This is a genomic window from Halorubrum hochsteinianum (genome assembly GCF_023702125.1).
GTDB lineage: Archaea > Halobacteriota > Halobacteria > Halobacteriales > Haloferacaceae > Halorubrum > Halorubrum hochsteinianum.
On record NZ_CP098415.1, the window covers coordinates 1,091,195 to 1,103,171 of the forward strand.

General features: G+C 72.0%; 15 protein-coding genes and 1 tRNA gene. 10 read left to right on the forward strand and 6 right to left on the reverse strand.

The genetic code is table 11. From position 1 onward, the window contains the following. Nucleotides 1-61: 61 nt before the first annotated feature. On the reverse strand, nt 62-685 hold the full coding sequence (locus NAF06_RS05340) for a beta-class carbonic anhydrase (RefSeq protein ID WP_008582892.1): 624 nt from the start codon (nt 683-685) through the stop codon (nt 62-64). Between the two features lie 206 nt (nt 686-891). Between NAF06_RS05340 and NAF06_RS05345 the strand changes: the two genes are divergently transcribed. Next, nucleotides 892-965 (forward strand) — tRNA-Phe (locus NAF06_RS05345). A 329-nt stretch (nt 966-1,294) separates the two neighbouring features. On the opposite strand, the gene NAF06_RS05350 is transcribed toward NAF06_RS05345, so the two are convergent. Together NAF06_RS05350 and NAF06_RS05355 are read right to left on the reverse strand one after the other, a co-directional pair. After that, nucleotides 1,295-1,588: a DUF7577 domain-containing protein gene (locus tag NAF06_RS05350; RefSeq protein ID WP_008582895.1), complete on the reverse strand. Its 294-nt coding sequence runs from the start codon at nt 1,586-1,588 to the stop codon at nt 1,295-1,297. A gap of 87 nt (nt 1,589-1,675) precedes the next feature. Then, on the reverse strand, nt 1,676-1,846 hold the full coding sequence (locus tag NAF06_RS05355; protein ID WP_008582897.1) for a hypothetical protein: 171 nt from the start codon (nt 1,844-1,846) through the stop codon (nt 1,676-1,678). 59 nt (nt 1,847-1,905) lie between these two features. Here NAF06_RS05355 and NAF06_RS05360 point away from each other — a divergent pair, with 59 nt between their 5' ends. Beyond that, nucleotides 1,906-2,607, forward strand: coding sequence for an HAD family hydrolase (locus NAF06_RS05360; protein WP_008582900.1), 702 nt, complete (start codon nt 1,906-1,908; stop codon nt 2,605-2,607). Continuing rightward, a complete protein-coding gene (locus NAF06_RS05365; RefSeq protein ID WP_049908667.1) occupies nt 2,604-3,608 on the forward strand; it encodes a phosphotransferase family protein in 1,005 nt (334 codons plus the stop codon). Before NAF06_RS05360 ends, NAF06_RS05365 begins: the two co-directional genes overlap by 4 nt. A 60-nt stretch (nt 3,609-3,668) precedes the next feature. Here NAF06_RS05365 and NAF06_RS05370 read toward each other — a convergent pair whose 3' ends face one another. After that, nucleotides 3,669-4,259, reverse strand: coding sequence for a hypothetical protein (locus NAF06_RS05370; protein ID WP_049908668.1), 591 nt, complete (start codon nt 4,257-4,259; stop codon nt 3,669-3,671). Nucleotides 4,260-4,461: 202 nt separating this feature from the next. Here NAF06_RS05370 and NAF06_RS05375 point away from each other — a divergent pair, with 202 nt between their 5' ends. Further along, nucleotides 4,462-4,656: a cold-shock protein gene (locus tag NAF06_RS05375; protein ID WP_004599158.1), complete on the forward strand. Its 195-nt coding sequence runs from the start codon at nt 4,462-4,464 to the stop codon at nt 4,654-4,656. A gap of 209 nt (nt 4,657-4,865) precedes the next feature. Here NAF06_RS05375 and NAF06_RS05380 read toward each other — a convergent pair whose 3' ends face one another. Beyond that, on the reverse strand, nt 4,866-5,180 hold the full coding sequence (locus tag NAF06_RS05380; protein ID WP_008582907.1) for a 2Fe-2S iron-sulfur cluster-binding protein: 315 nt from the start codon (nt 5,178-5,180) through the stop codon (nt 4,866-4,868). Nucleotides 5,181-5,377: 197 nt separating this feature from the next. Here NAF06_RS05380 and NAF06_RS05385 point away from each other — a divergent pair, with 197 nt between their 5' ends. The 4 genes from NAF06_RS05385 (at nt 5,378) to NAF06_RS05400 (ending at nt 8,821) form a co-directional block, all read left to right on the forward strand. Next, the gene (locus NAF06_RS05385; RefSeq protein WP_008582909.1) at nt 5,378-6,508 is read left to right on the forward strand and encodes a DUF7093 family protein; all 1,131 of its coding nucleotides are present in this window, start codon (nt 5,378-5,380) and stop codon (nt 6,506-6,508) included. 126 nt (nt 6,509-6,634) lie between these two features. Next, on the forward strand, nt 6,635-7,018 hold the full coding sequence (locus tag NAF06_RS05390; RefSeq protein ID WP_008582912.1) for a DUF5611 family protein: 384 nt from the start codon (nt 6,635-6,637) through the stop codon (nt 7,016-7,018). Between the two features lie 275 nt (nt 7,019-7,293). After that, nucleotides 7,294-7,752 carry a universal stress protein gene (locus NAF06_RS05395; RefSeq protein ID WP_006629223.1) on the forward strand — a complete coding sequence of 153 codons (459 nt, stop codon included), beginning with the start codon at nt 7,294-7,296 and terminating at the stop codon, nt 7,750-7,752. Between the two features lie 91 nt (nt 7,753-7,843). Continuing rightward, nucleotides 7,844-8,821 (forward strand): ROK family protein, encoded by a 978-nt coding sequence (locus NAF06_RS05400; protein WP_008582915.1) that lies wholly within the window; start codon nt 7,844-7,846, stop codon nt 8,819-8,821. Nucleotides 8,822-8,864: 43 nt separating this feature from the next. Here the strand turns inward: NAF06_RS05400 and NAF06_RS05405 are convergent, their stop codons facing one another. Next, on the reverse strand, nt 8,865-9,875 hold the full coding sequence (locus tag NAF06_RS05405) for a PrsW family intramembrane metalloprotease (RefSeq protein WP_008582918.1): 1,011 nt from the start codon (nt 9,873-9,875) through the stop codon (nt 8,865-8,867). 137 nt (nt 9,876-10,012) lie between these two features. On the opposite strand from NAF06_RS05405, the gene NAF06_RS05410 reads away from it, so the two are divergent. Together NAF06_RS05410 and NAF06_RS05415 are read left to right on the forward strand one after the other, a co-directional pair. Further along, on the forward strand, nt 10,013-10,423 hold the full coding sequence (locus tag NAF06_RS05410; RefSeq protein WP_008582920.1) for a DUF7532 family protein: 411 nt from the start codon (nt 10,013-10,015) through the stop codon (nt 10,421-10,423). 2 nt (nt 10,424-10,425) lie between these two features. Continuing rightward, on the forward strand, nt 10,426-11,946 hold the full coding sequence (locus tag NAF06_RS05415; protein WP_049908669.1) for a ribonuclease FAU-1 family protein: 1,521 nt from the start codon (nt 10,426-10,428) through the stop codon (nt 11,944-11,946). The last annotated feature ends 31 nt before the right edge of the window (nt 11,947-11,977 follow it).

Consider the following 11,977-nt stretch of genomic DNA (forward strand, 5'->3'; position numbering starts at 1 on the left):
GCGGGCGCATAAAAACGTCACACCTCGGGCGGTGCGGCGGGGGGGTCGCCTCGTCGAGCGCTCAGGCCCGTCGCTCGCTGATCTCCTCGGCGATCCGCTCGTCGGGGCGGCGGAGTTCGCCGGACTCGACCTCGTAGACGTAGCCGGAGACGGTGGTGTCGTCCGGGATGAACGACGACTCGCGGAGGTACTCGACCTGCGCGGCGCAGGCCGCGTCGATGTCGTCGGTCATCTTCACCCAGTCGAGGAGGTCGGCGTCGCCGATGATGAGTTCGGGCAGGGAGGGGTCCAGATCAGCCTCGTCGAGGTCGCCGGCCTGCGCCGCGAGGCCGTCGCGGATCGCCTCGTCGGGGGCGCTCATCATGCCGCAGTCGGTGTGGTTGATGACGACGATCTCGTCGGTGTCGAAGAAGTTCGTCGTGAGCGCGGCCGAGCGGATCACGTCGTCGGTCACCTTGCCACCGGCGTTGCGGAACACCTGCGCGTCGCCGAGGTCGATGTCGAGCGCGTCCTCGATCGGGATGCGCTCGTCCATACAGGCGACGACGAGGAGGTTCTTGTCCGTGGGGATACCCTTCCGGCGGCGGCGCGCCCAGTCGTCGCGGTCGTCGACCGAGGCTTCGAGGTGGTCGTGGTGGGTGTCGTGATCGTCGTGATCGTGATCGTCGTGGTCGTGCGATGACATCGACGGATCGGAGGGGCGCGAGAGACGGGGTCATTGCGGAAGCCGCGATCCGCGCCGTCGCCCCGGATCGGCGGCGATATCGTCCGATACCGTCGAGTGAACCGACCGATTCGGACCGGATTCGAGCGACGCGAGGGGGGCGAGGGGGATCCGTCCGCGGCCTTTCGAAATCCTTTTGTCTCGAATCGGCGTTGATGCGAGTGCGAGCCGCCTTAGCTCAGACTGGGAGAGCACTCGACTGAAGATCGAGCTGTCCCCCGTTCAAATCGGGGAGGCGGCATGGCTTTTTCGCACGGTTTAGATTCGAGAGTTCCGACCGAAGATCGAGCTGTCCCCCGTCCCCGCGAGCGCAGCGAGCGGGGGCTCGGAAGACGAGCGAAGCGACGTCTTCCGGTGTTCAAATCGGGGAGGCGGCATGGCTTTTTCGCACGGTTCAGATTCGAGAGTTCCGACCGAAGATCGAGCTGTCCCCCGTCCCCGTGAGCGCAGCGAGCGGGGGCTCGGAAGACGAGCGAAGCGAGCACGCCGGACCGGCTCGGTGAGTTCAAATCGAGGAGGCGGCATACTCTGAACCCGTGAGCGACGGCGAGATCGGTCGCCCCGGTTCCGTCACCCGCCGGGACCCAAGGGCGCGGCGCACTCGTGGCAGTACGTGAACTCCGACTCGTTTTCAGCGCCGCACTGCGGGCAGGTCGAAGGCGTCCCGCCGTCCGCGTCCGGATCCGGCGGGTCGCGGTCGTAGACGGGGTCCTCGGTGTACCGGTCGATCTCCCCCTCGCGGCGCTTTCGGCTGCGCTCGCGGCCGTCCCGGAAGATCCCGACGAGGACCCGGAGGCCGACGCCGAGCGCGAGGAGCAGCGCCGCGCCGGTCGCGACCAGATAGACCGTGCCGAAATCGACCATACGACAGTTAGGGGCCGGAGCCGTAGATATTGTTGGGTGGTAACATGGGTTTCGATCGGGTGTCGGAGCCGCGCGGACGGACGCGGTTCACTCGTCGCCGACGAAGACGGTCGCGAGCCGGTCGCCGCAGTGCGGGCAGCTCAGCGTCTGCCAGGTTCCGGGGTCGAGGTCGCCGAACGGCTCGGAGCGGCGGGCGTCCGCGACGGCGACGGTCGCGCCGCAGGTCTCGCAGTCGTGGGTGTCCTCGGGGTCGGGCATCGTCGGGGGTACGGCGCGTCGCCGAAACGGACTTCGCCGCGCAGGGCGTTCGATCCGGTATGAGCCGGTTCTCAGCGGTCGCGTTCGACCTCGACGACACGCTGTGCCGCCACGACCACGACGTGGACGACCTGTACGGGCGGGCGTTCGAGGCGGCCGGCGTCGAGCCGTTCGGGGAGCCGGACGAACTGTGGCCGCTCCTCGACGGAGCGCCGGACCCGGACGACCGCGTCGGCTACCTCGGCGCGGGGTTCGCGCGGCTGGCGGCCCGGCACGGGCGCGACGTCGACCCGATCGCGCTCGCCGAGGCGTTCGAGTCGGTCGCGGACGACTCGCGCGTCGCGTACCTCCCGGGCGCGGTCGACGCGCTGTCGGCCGCGGCGTCGGCGGGGCCCGTGGGAATCCTCACGAACGGGCCCGAGCGGCGGCAGCGGGCGAAGATCGAGGCGCTCGGGCTCGCCGACCGGGTCGACGCGATCGTGTACGCGGGCGACCTGCCGCGCCGGAAGCCCCACGTCGAGCCGTTCGACCGCCTGACCGCCGCCCTGTCGGTCGACCCCGGGGAGACGCTGTACGTCGGCAACTCGCTCTCGTACGACGTCGCCGGCGCGCACAACGCCGGCCTCCGGTCGGCGTGGCTGCGGGCGGAGCCCGACGACGCGGCGACCCCGTACCGACCGGACTACGTCCTCGACTCGCTGGACGAGCTGGCGGCGCTGCTGACGTGCGACTCCGGGACCGAGGCGGGGGCCGACGCGTGAGCGACGCGGTCCGCGAGCGCGCCCTCGCCGAGACCCGACCGGGAGCGACGCCGACGAGCGTCGAACCGCTGGGGCGGGGGAACCGGAAGCGGACGGAGGTGGTCCGGTTCGACGCGGCCGACCCGGTCGTCGTTCAGCGCTCCGCGACGCCGGGGGCGGTCCGGACCGAGGCGGCGCTGCTGGCGGCGGTCGGCGAGCGGACGGGCGTTCCCGTCCCTCGGCCCCTCGGCGACGGCGTCGTCGACGGGACGGGATGGATGGTCACGCCGCTCGTCGAGGGGCGGGACCTCCACGAGGCGTTCGTCGACCTCGGTCCGGCGGACCAACGGGAGACAGCCCGGGCGTTCGGCCGGTACCTCGCCGAGGTCCACGAGGCGTTCCGGTTCGACGGCTGCGGCCGGCTCGCGGTCGGTGAGCGCGCCGAGTCGGGGGCAGGAACCGAGTCAGAGGCGGAGGCGGCGCGCGGACGCGATTCTGTGCTGTCCGTCCGGGATCCGGTCGACGCCGCGGAGTGGCTCCGGCGGTTCGGCGAGCGACACGCGGCGCGGCTCCCGGCCGAGTTCGACGACCTCCGCGGCGCGCTCGACGACGCCCTCCGGGAGCCGACGGGGACCGACGCCGCGCCGCGACTGTTCCCGTGGGACTTCCGGCCCGGAAACGCGCTCGTCGCGGACGGCGCGGTGACGGCCGTCCTCGACTGGGAGGCACCGCTCGCCGCGCCGCCGGGCGTCTCCGTCGCCAAGGCGGAACACCTCGTGGTCGACTGGTACGTGCCCGCGGCCGAGACCGACCCGCTGCGGCGGGCGTTCCGGGACGGCTACGAGTCGGTCGCCCCCATGCCGCCGGTCGGGCGCGCGCACCGGGCGGCGGCCGTCGCGAGCGCCGCGGTCGACGGCGGTGGCGTGGTGACGAACCCGCGGTATCCGCCCGTCGACCGCGACGAGGCGGTCGCGTTCCACCGGCGCGCGCTCCGGCGGGCGCTGGACGGAACGGGAGAGTGAGGGGCCGGTCCGGAAGGGCCGGTACCGAACGCCCGGTACGGAACGCCCGGTATATTCTTGTCAGTACAGCGCGGTCGCCGCGAGGATCCCCGCGGTCTGACCGACGCCGACGAGCGCGACCCCGGCGACGGTGCCGGTCGCGGAGCCGGCGAGCGCGGCGACGCCGGCCCCGGCGACGGAACACGCGGCCGCGGCGTGGTGGATCGTCGAGCGGGAGGTCGACGAGTCGCGGAGGCCCGTGTAGACGAACGCGGGGGCGGGCAGCAGCATCCACCCGTAGAAGGCGACGGCGAGCGCCGCGTCCGCCGGGAGGGCGGCCGCGAGCGCCGGGACGGTCCCGTCGAGCGCGAGGAAGCCGGCGACGCCCGCGAGCGTGACCGGCGTCCCGGCGAGGATCACCAGCTTCCACGCGCGGAGGACGCCGGTCGCCATGTCGCGCCAGGAGGCGGCGACGAAACCGACGAGCAGGACGCTCATGACGACGTGCGCGACGAACAGGGCGCGCCCGGAGACGACGCCGAGGACCGCCCCCGCGGCGACGCCCCACGCCGCGGGGACCAGCAGAGCGGGACCGTTCTCGCGGAGCGCGAGCGCGGGACCGTCGGCGCTGCGTGCGTGTGACACGCAAGACGCTTTCGCGGCCGGACTCATAAACCTCGGCGTTAAAGGGCTTCGGCGTCGAAGAGTTTCCTCGGAGACGGTGAAACATCGGGCGTGAATGACTCCAGTATCCGTCATACGGTCAGTTGTGTCCCGATATGTGCGCTTTTCACCAATACGATCGTTCACAGAGCCACGTGGTAACTGTACACTCGCAATCCTTATCCCCGAAGGGGGCCTCCCTCTATTCGCAATGGCGACCGGAAAGGTTGATTTCTTCAACGACACTGGCGGCTACGGATTTATTGAGACTGACGACGCGGACGACGACGTGTTCTTCCACATGGAAGACGTCGGCGGCCCGGACCTCGAAGAGGGCCAGGAGCTCGAGTTCGACATCGAGTCCTCCGAGAAGGGCCCCCGCGCGACCAACGTCGTTCGGCAGTAAGCCGATCCGAGAAGGTGGGTCGGTCCGGCTGACGCCGAACGCGACTCTGACACACGGTACCAAGCGTTTTCGTCCGCGTCGCGGGCTCGCGTCCGCCGCGGCCGTATTTTATTCCCGACCAGCGCGCCGCTCGTCGCGGGTGCGTCGTTCGTGACAAGTGAGAGTCCTCGCTGACGGATCGGGAGCCCGTCGAGCGCCGCTCCGCGCGTTCAGATGTGCTGGCCGAAGAGGCCGCGCCCCTTCGTCACCTCGACGTCGCCCTCGACCGTGGTCTGGCAGGCGAGGCGAACGTCGTGGTTCGGGTGGTGCGGCGGGAGCCAGAGGCGGGCGCGCTCCTTCTTGCTCGGCTCGCTGACCTCGCCCTCGACCTGGACAGCACAGGAGCCGCACGACCCCGCACCGCGGCAGTTGAGCTGCTCCATCTTCCCGTTGTACACCGAGAGCCCGGCCTTCTTGAGCACGTCGCGTAGGTTCGCGCCCTTCTCGCATTCGATCTCCTCGCCCTGATAGGATACAGTAGGCATGTGGGTCACGGTACAGCGGCGATCCACAAAAGAGCCTGTGTCCCGGGGACGCGAACCGTGTCCCGGGGTGCGGCGATCGAACCGTCGGGGTCCGGCCGCGTCGCCTCGGAACGGTCCGCGACCTCCCGAAACGGTCGTGTGCCGAGCGTCGGACGCCGACGGGGCGTTTTTTACCCTCGGCACCGCAGGGTGGCACAATGGGACTCAGGTGTCTGCTCGGACACGACTTCGGCGAACCCGAACTCCGGCGGGAACGCGAGGAGGACGGCGACGAGGTCGTCACGACCGTCAAGGAGGTGAAGACCTGCGCTCGCTGCGGCGAGACGCAGATCGTCAGCGAGAATACCGAGGTGACGACGATGGAGCAGTTGGCCGACGAGGCAGCCGCGAACGCGGCCGGCGGTACCGACCGGGCGAGCGGGGCCGGCTCGTCGGGCGGAACCGACCCCGGTACCGCGGGCGGACCGTCGGCGACGCCGGGCGGGAGCGACGCCCCGGAGGCCGACGCGGACGGCGTCGGCGCGGGCGGCGCGAGCGGCGGCGACGGGATCACGCTCGACGAGGAGCCGGGGGCCGGGAGCGACGACGCGGTGATCCTCAACGAGGGACCGTCCGACGGCGGGGAGACCGGGTCGGCCGAGACCGGAGCGGAACCGGGAACCGTCGGCGCGGGCGCGCCCGGCCGGTCGGACGCCGCCGACGATCCGGGGCCGTCGCGGGGACCGGACCCGGCGGACGAGGAGGCGGAGCTTCTGGACGCGGGCGATAGCCCGGAAGTCGGCGACTCGACCGGGGCCGACGCCGGTCCAGAGTCCGGGTCGACCGGCGATCCGGACGCGGAGGCCGACGACGGCGTGATCCTCGACGAGGAGGAGGGGTCGCCCGACGACCGGGAACGTGGCGCGTGGCCGTCGGTCGACGAGGGGGACGCCGAGGGCGACGACCGGACCGCCTGGCCGGACCACGGGGGCGAAGACGAGGGGTTCAGCGCGGAGGTCGGCGAGGGCGGCGAGGCCGACGTGGAGTTCGGCGGCGGACTCACGCCGGAGGCGGCGGAGGGGGACGCGAAGTCGGCGAAGTCCGCGGAGACGGAGTACGTCGAGGCCCCCGACGACGCGGAGGCGGTCTCGTTCGACGCCGGCGGCGAGGGCGGAACCGGGATCACTCGCGGCGAGAGCCCGGAGTTGGAAACCGCCGGCGGGGACGAGCCGACGGAGTACTACTGTCCGGAGTGCGGCATGGTCCGGGCCGCGGACGGGAGTTCCATGCGCGCGGGCGACATCTGCCCCGAGTGTAAGCGCGGGTACGTCGACGAGCGCCCGCGGTAGCGGGGTGGCGGTCGAGCGGCGACACTCCGACGGCCACGGTCGGAATAAAAGAGGCGCGTCGGCGGCCGAGCCCGGCGAGCGGCCGTGACGAAACTGGTTTACGCCGGCCTGTCGAACGGTCGCGGCATGAAGCAGTACAAGATGCGCCGCGGCGAGCATCTGGACGACCGAATGCCGGACCTGAAGGGGTCCATCGAGGAGTACTTCGGCGAGGTCACCGGCACCGAGGAGTACGACGGCCACGAACTGTACATCGTCGAGGACCCCGACAACCCGGTGTTCGAGCGGATCGTCGCCGGAGCCGCCGAGTACGGGAGCAAGAAGGACAAGCTGGCGGTCCACTTCGAGGAGCGGCCCGCGGAAGAGGTCATCGCCGAGGGGAACGCCGACGCCGCCGCGGACGCCGTCGACGCGAAAAACGAGTTCCTGCTGGAGGCGACCGGTCGCGACGCGAAGTCCCGCCGCGACTCGCTGAAGCGCGAGGTCGAGGACGACGCCCCCGACTACTGAACGGCTCGCGCAGGTCCGTCACCGCACGCTTTCTCACGCCTCGCTACCGCCCGGTTTCCGACGCCCCCGACTACCGATCGGTTTCGGGGGTCGCGCCCGCGGCCGACCGCCGAGGCGGAACGTCGCTCCGACAGCGGCGCGTCCGCCCGACCGGAGCCGGTCGGAGACGAGGGGGTCGGCGACGCCCGGACTGTCAGGATCGATTGACTAAATGTTTATTCAGATTTGAGTCAAAACTTCGCCACGGTTAAGTTACGCGGGAGCGAAGTGCGTGTATGAGCATCGAGACGGTCGTACTGGCGGTCGGTACCGAGGACGAGGAGCGCGCGAAACGGCTCGCGAACGAGATAATAGCGGTCGCGGAGCCGGCGGACGCCGAGGTCGTGTTGACCCACGTGTTCGACGGGTCTGAGTTCGACGGGATCCGGGAGAAGCTCGGCGTCGAACGGGGGACCGAGGGCTCGACGCCCGACGCCGTCGCGGAGCGACACTCGACCACCCGCGCGCTCTCGAAGGCGCTCTCGGAGGCGGGCGTCCGGCACTCGGTCCGGGGCGCGGTCGGGGACCTCGCGGACGAGGTCGTCGAGACCGCCGACAGCCTCGACGCCGACCGCGTCGTCGTCGGCGGGCGGCGGCGCTCCCCGACCGGGAAGGCCGTCTTCGGCAGCGTCGCGCAGGAGGTCATGCTGTCGGCCCCGTGCCCGGTGACGTTCGTCCACGAGACCGCGTCGTAAGGCGATTCCGCGGTGACGAGTCGGTTTTTTCACCCCCGCTCGACCGCCCGAAGCGCCCCGCTTAAGTGAGACGGGTCCGCGCTTACACCCGATGTACTACGTGGGCGTCGATCTCGGGGCGACGAACGTCCGGGCGGTCGTCGGCGACGGGACCGCGGCGATCCTCGGTTCCGCGTCGCGGGGCACCCCGCGGGGGCCGAACGGCATCGCCGTCACGGAGGCCGTCCTGGAGGTGATCCGAGGGGCCTGTACGGAGGCGGGGATCGCGCCGAGCGAGGCGGTCGCGGCCGGCGTCGGCTCGATCGGCCCGCTCGACCTGGCGGAGGGGGTCGTCCAGAGACCGGCGAACCTCCCGGACACCGTCGAGCGCATCCCGCTCGTCGGCCCGGTCGGCCGACTGCTCGACACCGACGAGGTGTACCTCCACAACGACACCATCGCGGGCGTCATCGGCGAGCGGTTCCACTCAGAGCGCAACCCCGACGACATGGTGTATCTCACCATCTCCTCGGGGATCGGCGCGGGGGTCGCCGTCGACGGCAACGTGCTCTCGGGGTGGGACGGCAACGCCGGCGAAGTCGGCCACATGACCGTCGACCCGCACGGGTTCATGACCTGCGGGTGCGGGCTCGACGGCCACTGGGAGGGGTACTGCTCGGGCAACAACATCCCGGAGTACGCCCGCGAACTGTACGAGGAGGACCCGATCGAGACGAGCCTCCCGGTCGAGGATCCCGACTTCTCCGCGGTCGACGTGTTCGAGGCGGCGGGCGAGGACACCTTCGCCGACCACGTGATCGATCAGGTCGCCCACTGGAACGCCATGGGCATCGCCAACGTCATCCACGCGTACGCGCCGCTCGTCGTGAGCGTCGGCGGCGCGGTGGCGCTCAACAACCCCGACCGCGTCCTCGATCCGATCCGCGAGAAGCTCCCGGAGATGGTGTTCATCAACGTGCCGGAGGTGCGGCTCACCGACCTCGGCGACGAGGTGGTCGTGAAGGGGGCCCTCGCGAGCGCGCTGACGGGCGGGACCGGCGACCGGTCGCGGGTCGAGAGTCCGCCGTAACGGCGGAAGGCCGGAAGGACGGGCGGCTACGCGGAGTTCCGGGCTACTGTTCGAACTCGTCCAGCTCCGGCTCGACCCCGGGGTCGACCGCGTCGCGCGTCTCGAGGAAGGTGTCGCGGTACCGGCGGATCTTCCGGAGGAGGACGTAGCCGAACGCGCCCTGGAAGACGAGGACGAACCCGAACAGCGCGAGCACCTGCGGGACGCCGAACAGCCCCGAGGCGACGGCCGTCACCGGTCCGACGAGAGTGTTGTACAGGCCGTGGATCGCCGCCGCGAGCACGAGCCCCTTGACGACGATGGGGCCGCGGTTCCCAGGGTTGAACTTCGCCAGCCCGAGGTAGTAGCCCGCGAACCCCGAGTAGATGACGTGACCCGGTCCCGCGAGCGCGCGGAGCGCCGCGATGCCGTCGCCGGCTCCGAGCGCCGCGACGCCGACCGTCAGCTCCGAGAGCTCGACGTTCTGGGCGATGTACACGAGGTTCTCGATGACGACGAAGCCGAGACCGGCGATGGCACCGTAGACGGCCCCGTCGATGACGGCGTCGAACCGGGCGTCGGTGTACGCGTACAGCCGCACGGCGAGCAGCTTCACCGACTCCTCGACCGGCCCGACGACGACGAAGAAGAAGAGCACGAGTCCGAGGAAGCCGAACGGTCGGAAGTACGGCTGGAGGACGTCGTTCAGCACCGCCGCGAACGTCGCGGTGAGGATCGACAGCAGGAACGTCGCCACGAGGAGCGACAGCGGCTCGGCGGTCGTGACGTCGGAGACGTACACGTACGCCGCCAGGCCGAGCGCGGGGATCACGGAGAGGCCGAGGAGGACCGCGATGGCGGGGTCGAAGAGCAGCCCCAGCCCGAACGAGCCGAGGATCGCGAGGAGGATCAGGAGCGCGACGAGGAGGAGCCCGGCCTTGGCCGAGCGGGTGAGCAGCCAGTACAGCGCGACCGACAGCCCGTCGAGGGAGGTCCGCTCCTCCCACGTCGCGACGTCGTAGAGGTCGCGGTCGTCGTCGGCCCGGGACGCGATCGGGTCCTCGTCTGCTGGCATGGGCGTCGGTTCGGCCCCCGGTGACTTAACCGGTGGGCGCGGGGCGACGGTCGCATCGGGGGCGGGGAGGGGACGGTCGCGCCGCCCGGGGGCGGCGCGGTCGACAGCGTTGAAACCGCGGCGCACGAAGGCGGGGTATGCACTTCGACCAGCGGACCCAGCGCGCGCTCCGCGAGGCCGGGCTGGAGACCGACGAGATCGCGGCGGCCTCGGACCGCGTCGCGGAGTTGGTCGCGGCCGACGCCGAGGCGCTGACGGACTTCTTCGCGCCCGACGGCCCCTACTACTCCGACATGGAGATGGCTCACAGCGCGGCGACGATCCAGGAGCACCCGACCGCCGGGGTCGACCTGTTCACCCACGGGAGCGACCTCCGCGGCTACCTCTCGCTCGACGGCTGGGGCGTCCCGGTCGAGGGAGGTCGGATTCTCCGGGAGTCCGAGGCGGGAGACGGGTCTACCGACGCCGAGCCCGCGGTCGTCGAACTCTCGCTCGGCGACACGGTGAACGACCGAGTCCGGTTCGCGCGAGAGCGCGAGGCGCTGTGACGATGCCGCGGGTCCGGGTCCGCGGCATCTACGCCACGGCGCTCACGGCGCGCCTGCTCGACGCCGGCCACGAGGTGGTCGACGCCTCGCCGCCGATCCGGCGGCGGTTCGACGCCGCGTTCGGGACCGAGCCGCCGGACGTCCGGATCGAGACGAGCGCGGACCGGCAGGGCGTCGCCGCGAGCGGCGATCCGGACGCGGTCGAGGCGGTCCGGGACCTGCTGACGGACGCCGGCCGCGACGCGCTCGCGTGGCCGGACCCGACCCCGCCCGGGACCGTCCTCGACGGCGAGGTGACGGAGACGCTCGGCGGCGGCGCGGTGGTCCGGCTCCGCGTCGGCGACGGGGCCGAGGGGGCGGGCGCGCCCACGGGGGCTCCCGAGGGGTACCTGCCGTACGGCGACGTCGACGCCCGCGTGGAGACGGGCGACCCCGTCCGGGTTCAGGTTCGCGAGTCGGCCGCGCCGTGGACCGACCGCCGCCCCGAGCTGTCGGGGGAGCTGCGGGTCGGCGGCGACCTCGTCGCGCTCGAACCGGGGTCGGGGACGCGGGTCGACGCGCGGAGCGACGAGGCCGCCCGTGAGCTGTCGGGGATGCTCGACCTGCTCGGCCTCGAACCGCCGGAGGGGTGGCGGGCGGTGTGGCGGCCGCCGGCCGTCGACGCCGACACGGAGGCGCTGACTGCCGGACTCGACGACGCGGTCGAGGCCGCGGAGGCGCTGCGCGCGGCGACCGGCGGCGGCGAGGGGAGCGGAGTGATCGAGGACGGCGACGGAGACGGTCCCGCGGGCGGGTCCGCCCTCGGCGTCCTCGACGACCGGAGCCGGCTCCGCGACGCGCCGACCGCCGCGCCGAACGCCGGCGTCTGGGCCTGGTTCGGCCGGGAGAGCCGGTTCGGGCTCGACGACGCGCGCCGGACCGCGACCGCGACGATGCCGGGCCACCACCGCGTGAAGGCGGGGTCGTCCGACGCCTCGGCCGGGGTCGACCTCGCGGAGTCCCTCTGCGACCCCGACCCCGACGCCGCGTTCCCGTTCGCGGTCGTGAGCGACGCGTTCGGCCCGCGCGAGGGGGACGCGCTCCGGATCGACCACGGGAAGCCCGACGGCCGGCTGATCACCCTCGGCGAGGGGACGGTCACCGGCGTGGACGCCGACGGCACCGTGACCGTCGAGCGCGAGATGACCGGCGGCGGGACCTACGACGGCCTCGGCGTCGACCGCGAGGCGGGCGACGTGGCGGAGACGAGCCTGAAGGAGGGGCGCTGGTGGTACCCGACGACCTATCGCGGCCGGGACGGGACCGTCAGCGGGACCTACGTCAACGTCTGTACGCCCGTGGAGGTGTTCCCGGACGCCGCTCGCTACGTGGACCTCCACGTCGACGTGGTGAAACGCCCCGACGGGACCGTCGAGCGCGTCGACGACGACGAACTCGACGAGGCGGTCGCGGCCGGGACGGTCCCCGAGCCGCTGGCCGAGAAGGCGCGGAGCGTCGCGTCGGCGCTGGAGAACGCGCTGTAAGGCGGGCGTGGCGACCGATCGACTCGGTCGT

Coding starts and splice junctions, on each gene's coding strand:
- NAF06_RS05340 (WP_008582892.1), bottom strand. CDS start 685: ATGTCATCGCACGACCACGACGATCACGATCACGACGATCACGACACC.
- NAF06_RS05350 (WP_008582895.1), bottom strand. CDS start 1,588: ATGGTCGATTTCGGCACGGTCTATCTGGTCGCGACCGGCGCGGCGCTG.
- NAF06_RS05355 (WP_008582897.1), bottom strand. CDS start 1,846: ATGCCCGACCCCGAGGACACCCACGACTGCGAGACCTGCGGCGCGACC.
- NAF06_RS05360 (WP_008582900.1), top strand. CDS start 1,906: ATGAGCCGGTTCTCAGCGGTCGCGTTCGACCTCGACGACACGCTGTGC.
- NAF06_RS05370 (WP_049908668.1), bottom strand. CDS start 4,259: ATGAGTCCGGCCGCGAAAGCGTCTTGCGTGTCACACGCACGCAGCGCC.
- NAF06_RS05375 (WP_004599158.1), top strand. CDS start 4,462: ATGGCGACCGGAAAGGTTGATTTCTTCAACGACACTGGCGGCTACGGA.
- NAF06_RS05380 (WP_008582907.1), bottom strand. CDS start 5,180: ATGCCTACTGTATCCTATCAGGGCGAGGAGATCGAATGCGAGAAGGGC.
- NAF06_RS05385 (WP_008582909.1), top strand. CDS start 5,378: ATGGGACTCAGGTGTCTGCTCGGACACGACTTCGGCGAACCCGAACTC.
- NAF06_RS05390 (WP_008582912.1), top strand. CDS start 6,635: ATGAAGCAGTACAAGATGCGCCGCGGCGAGCATCTGGACGACCGAATG.
- NAF06_RS05395 (WP_006629223.1), top strand. CDS start 7,294: ATGAGCATCGAGACGGTCGTACTGGCGGTCGGTACCGAGGACGAGGAG.
- NAF06_RS05400 (WP_008582915.1), top strand. CDS start 7,844: ATGTACTACGTGGGCGTCGATCTCGGGGCGACGAACGTCCGGGCGGTC.
- NAF06_RS05405 (WP_008582918.1), bottom strand. CDS start 9,875: ATGCCAGCAGACGAGGACCCGATCGCGTCCCGGGCCGACGACGACCGC.
- NAF06_RS05410 (WP_008582920.1), top strand. CDS start 10,013: ATGCACTTCGACCAGCGGACCCAGCGCGCGCTCCGCGAGGCCGGGCTG.
- NAF06_RS05415 (WP_049908669.1), top strand. CDS start 10,426: ATGCCGCGGGTCCGGGTCCGCGGCATCTACGCCACGGCGCTCACGGCG.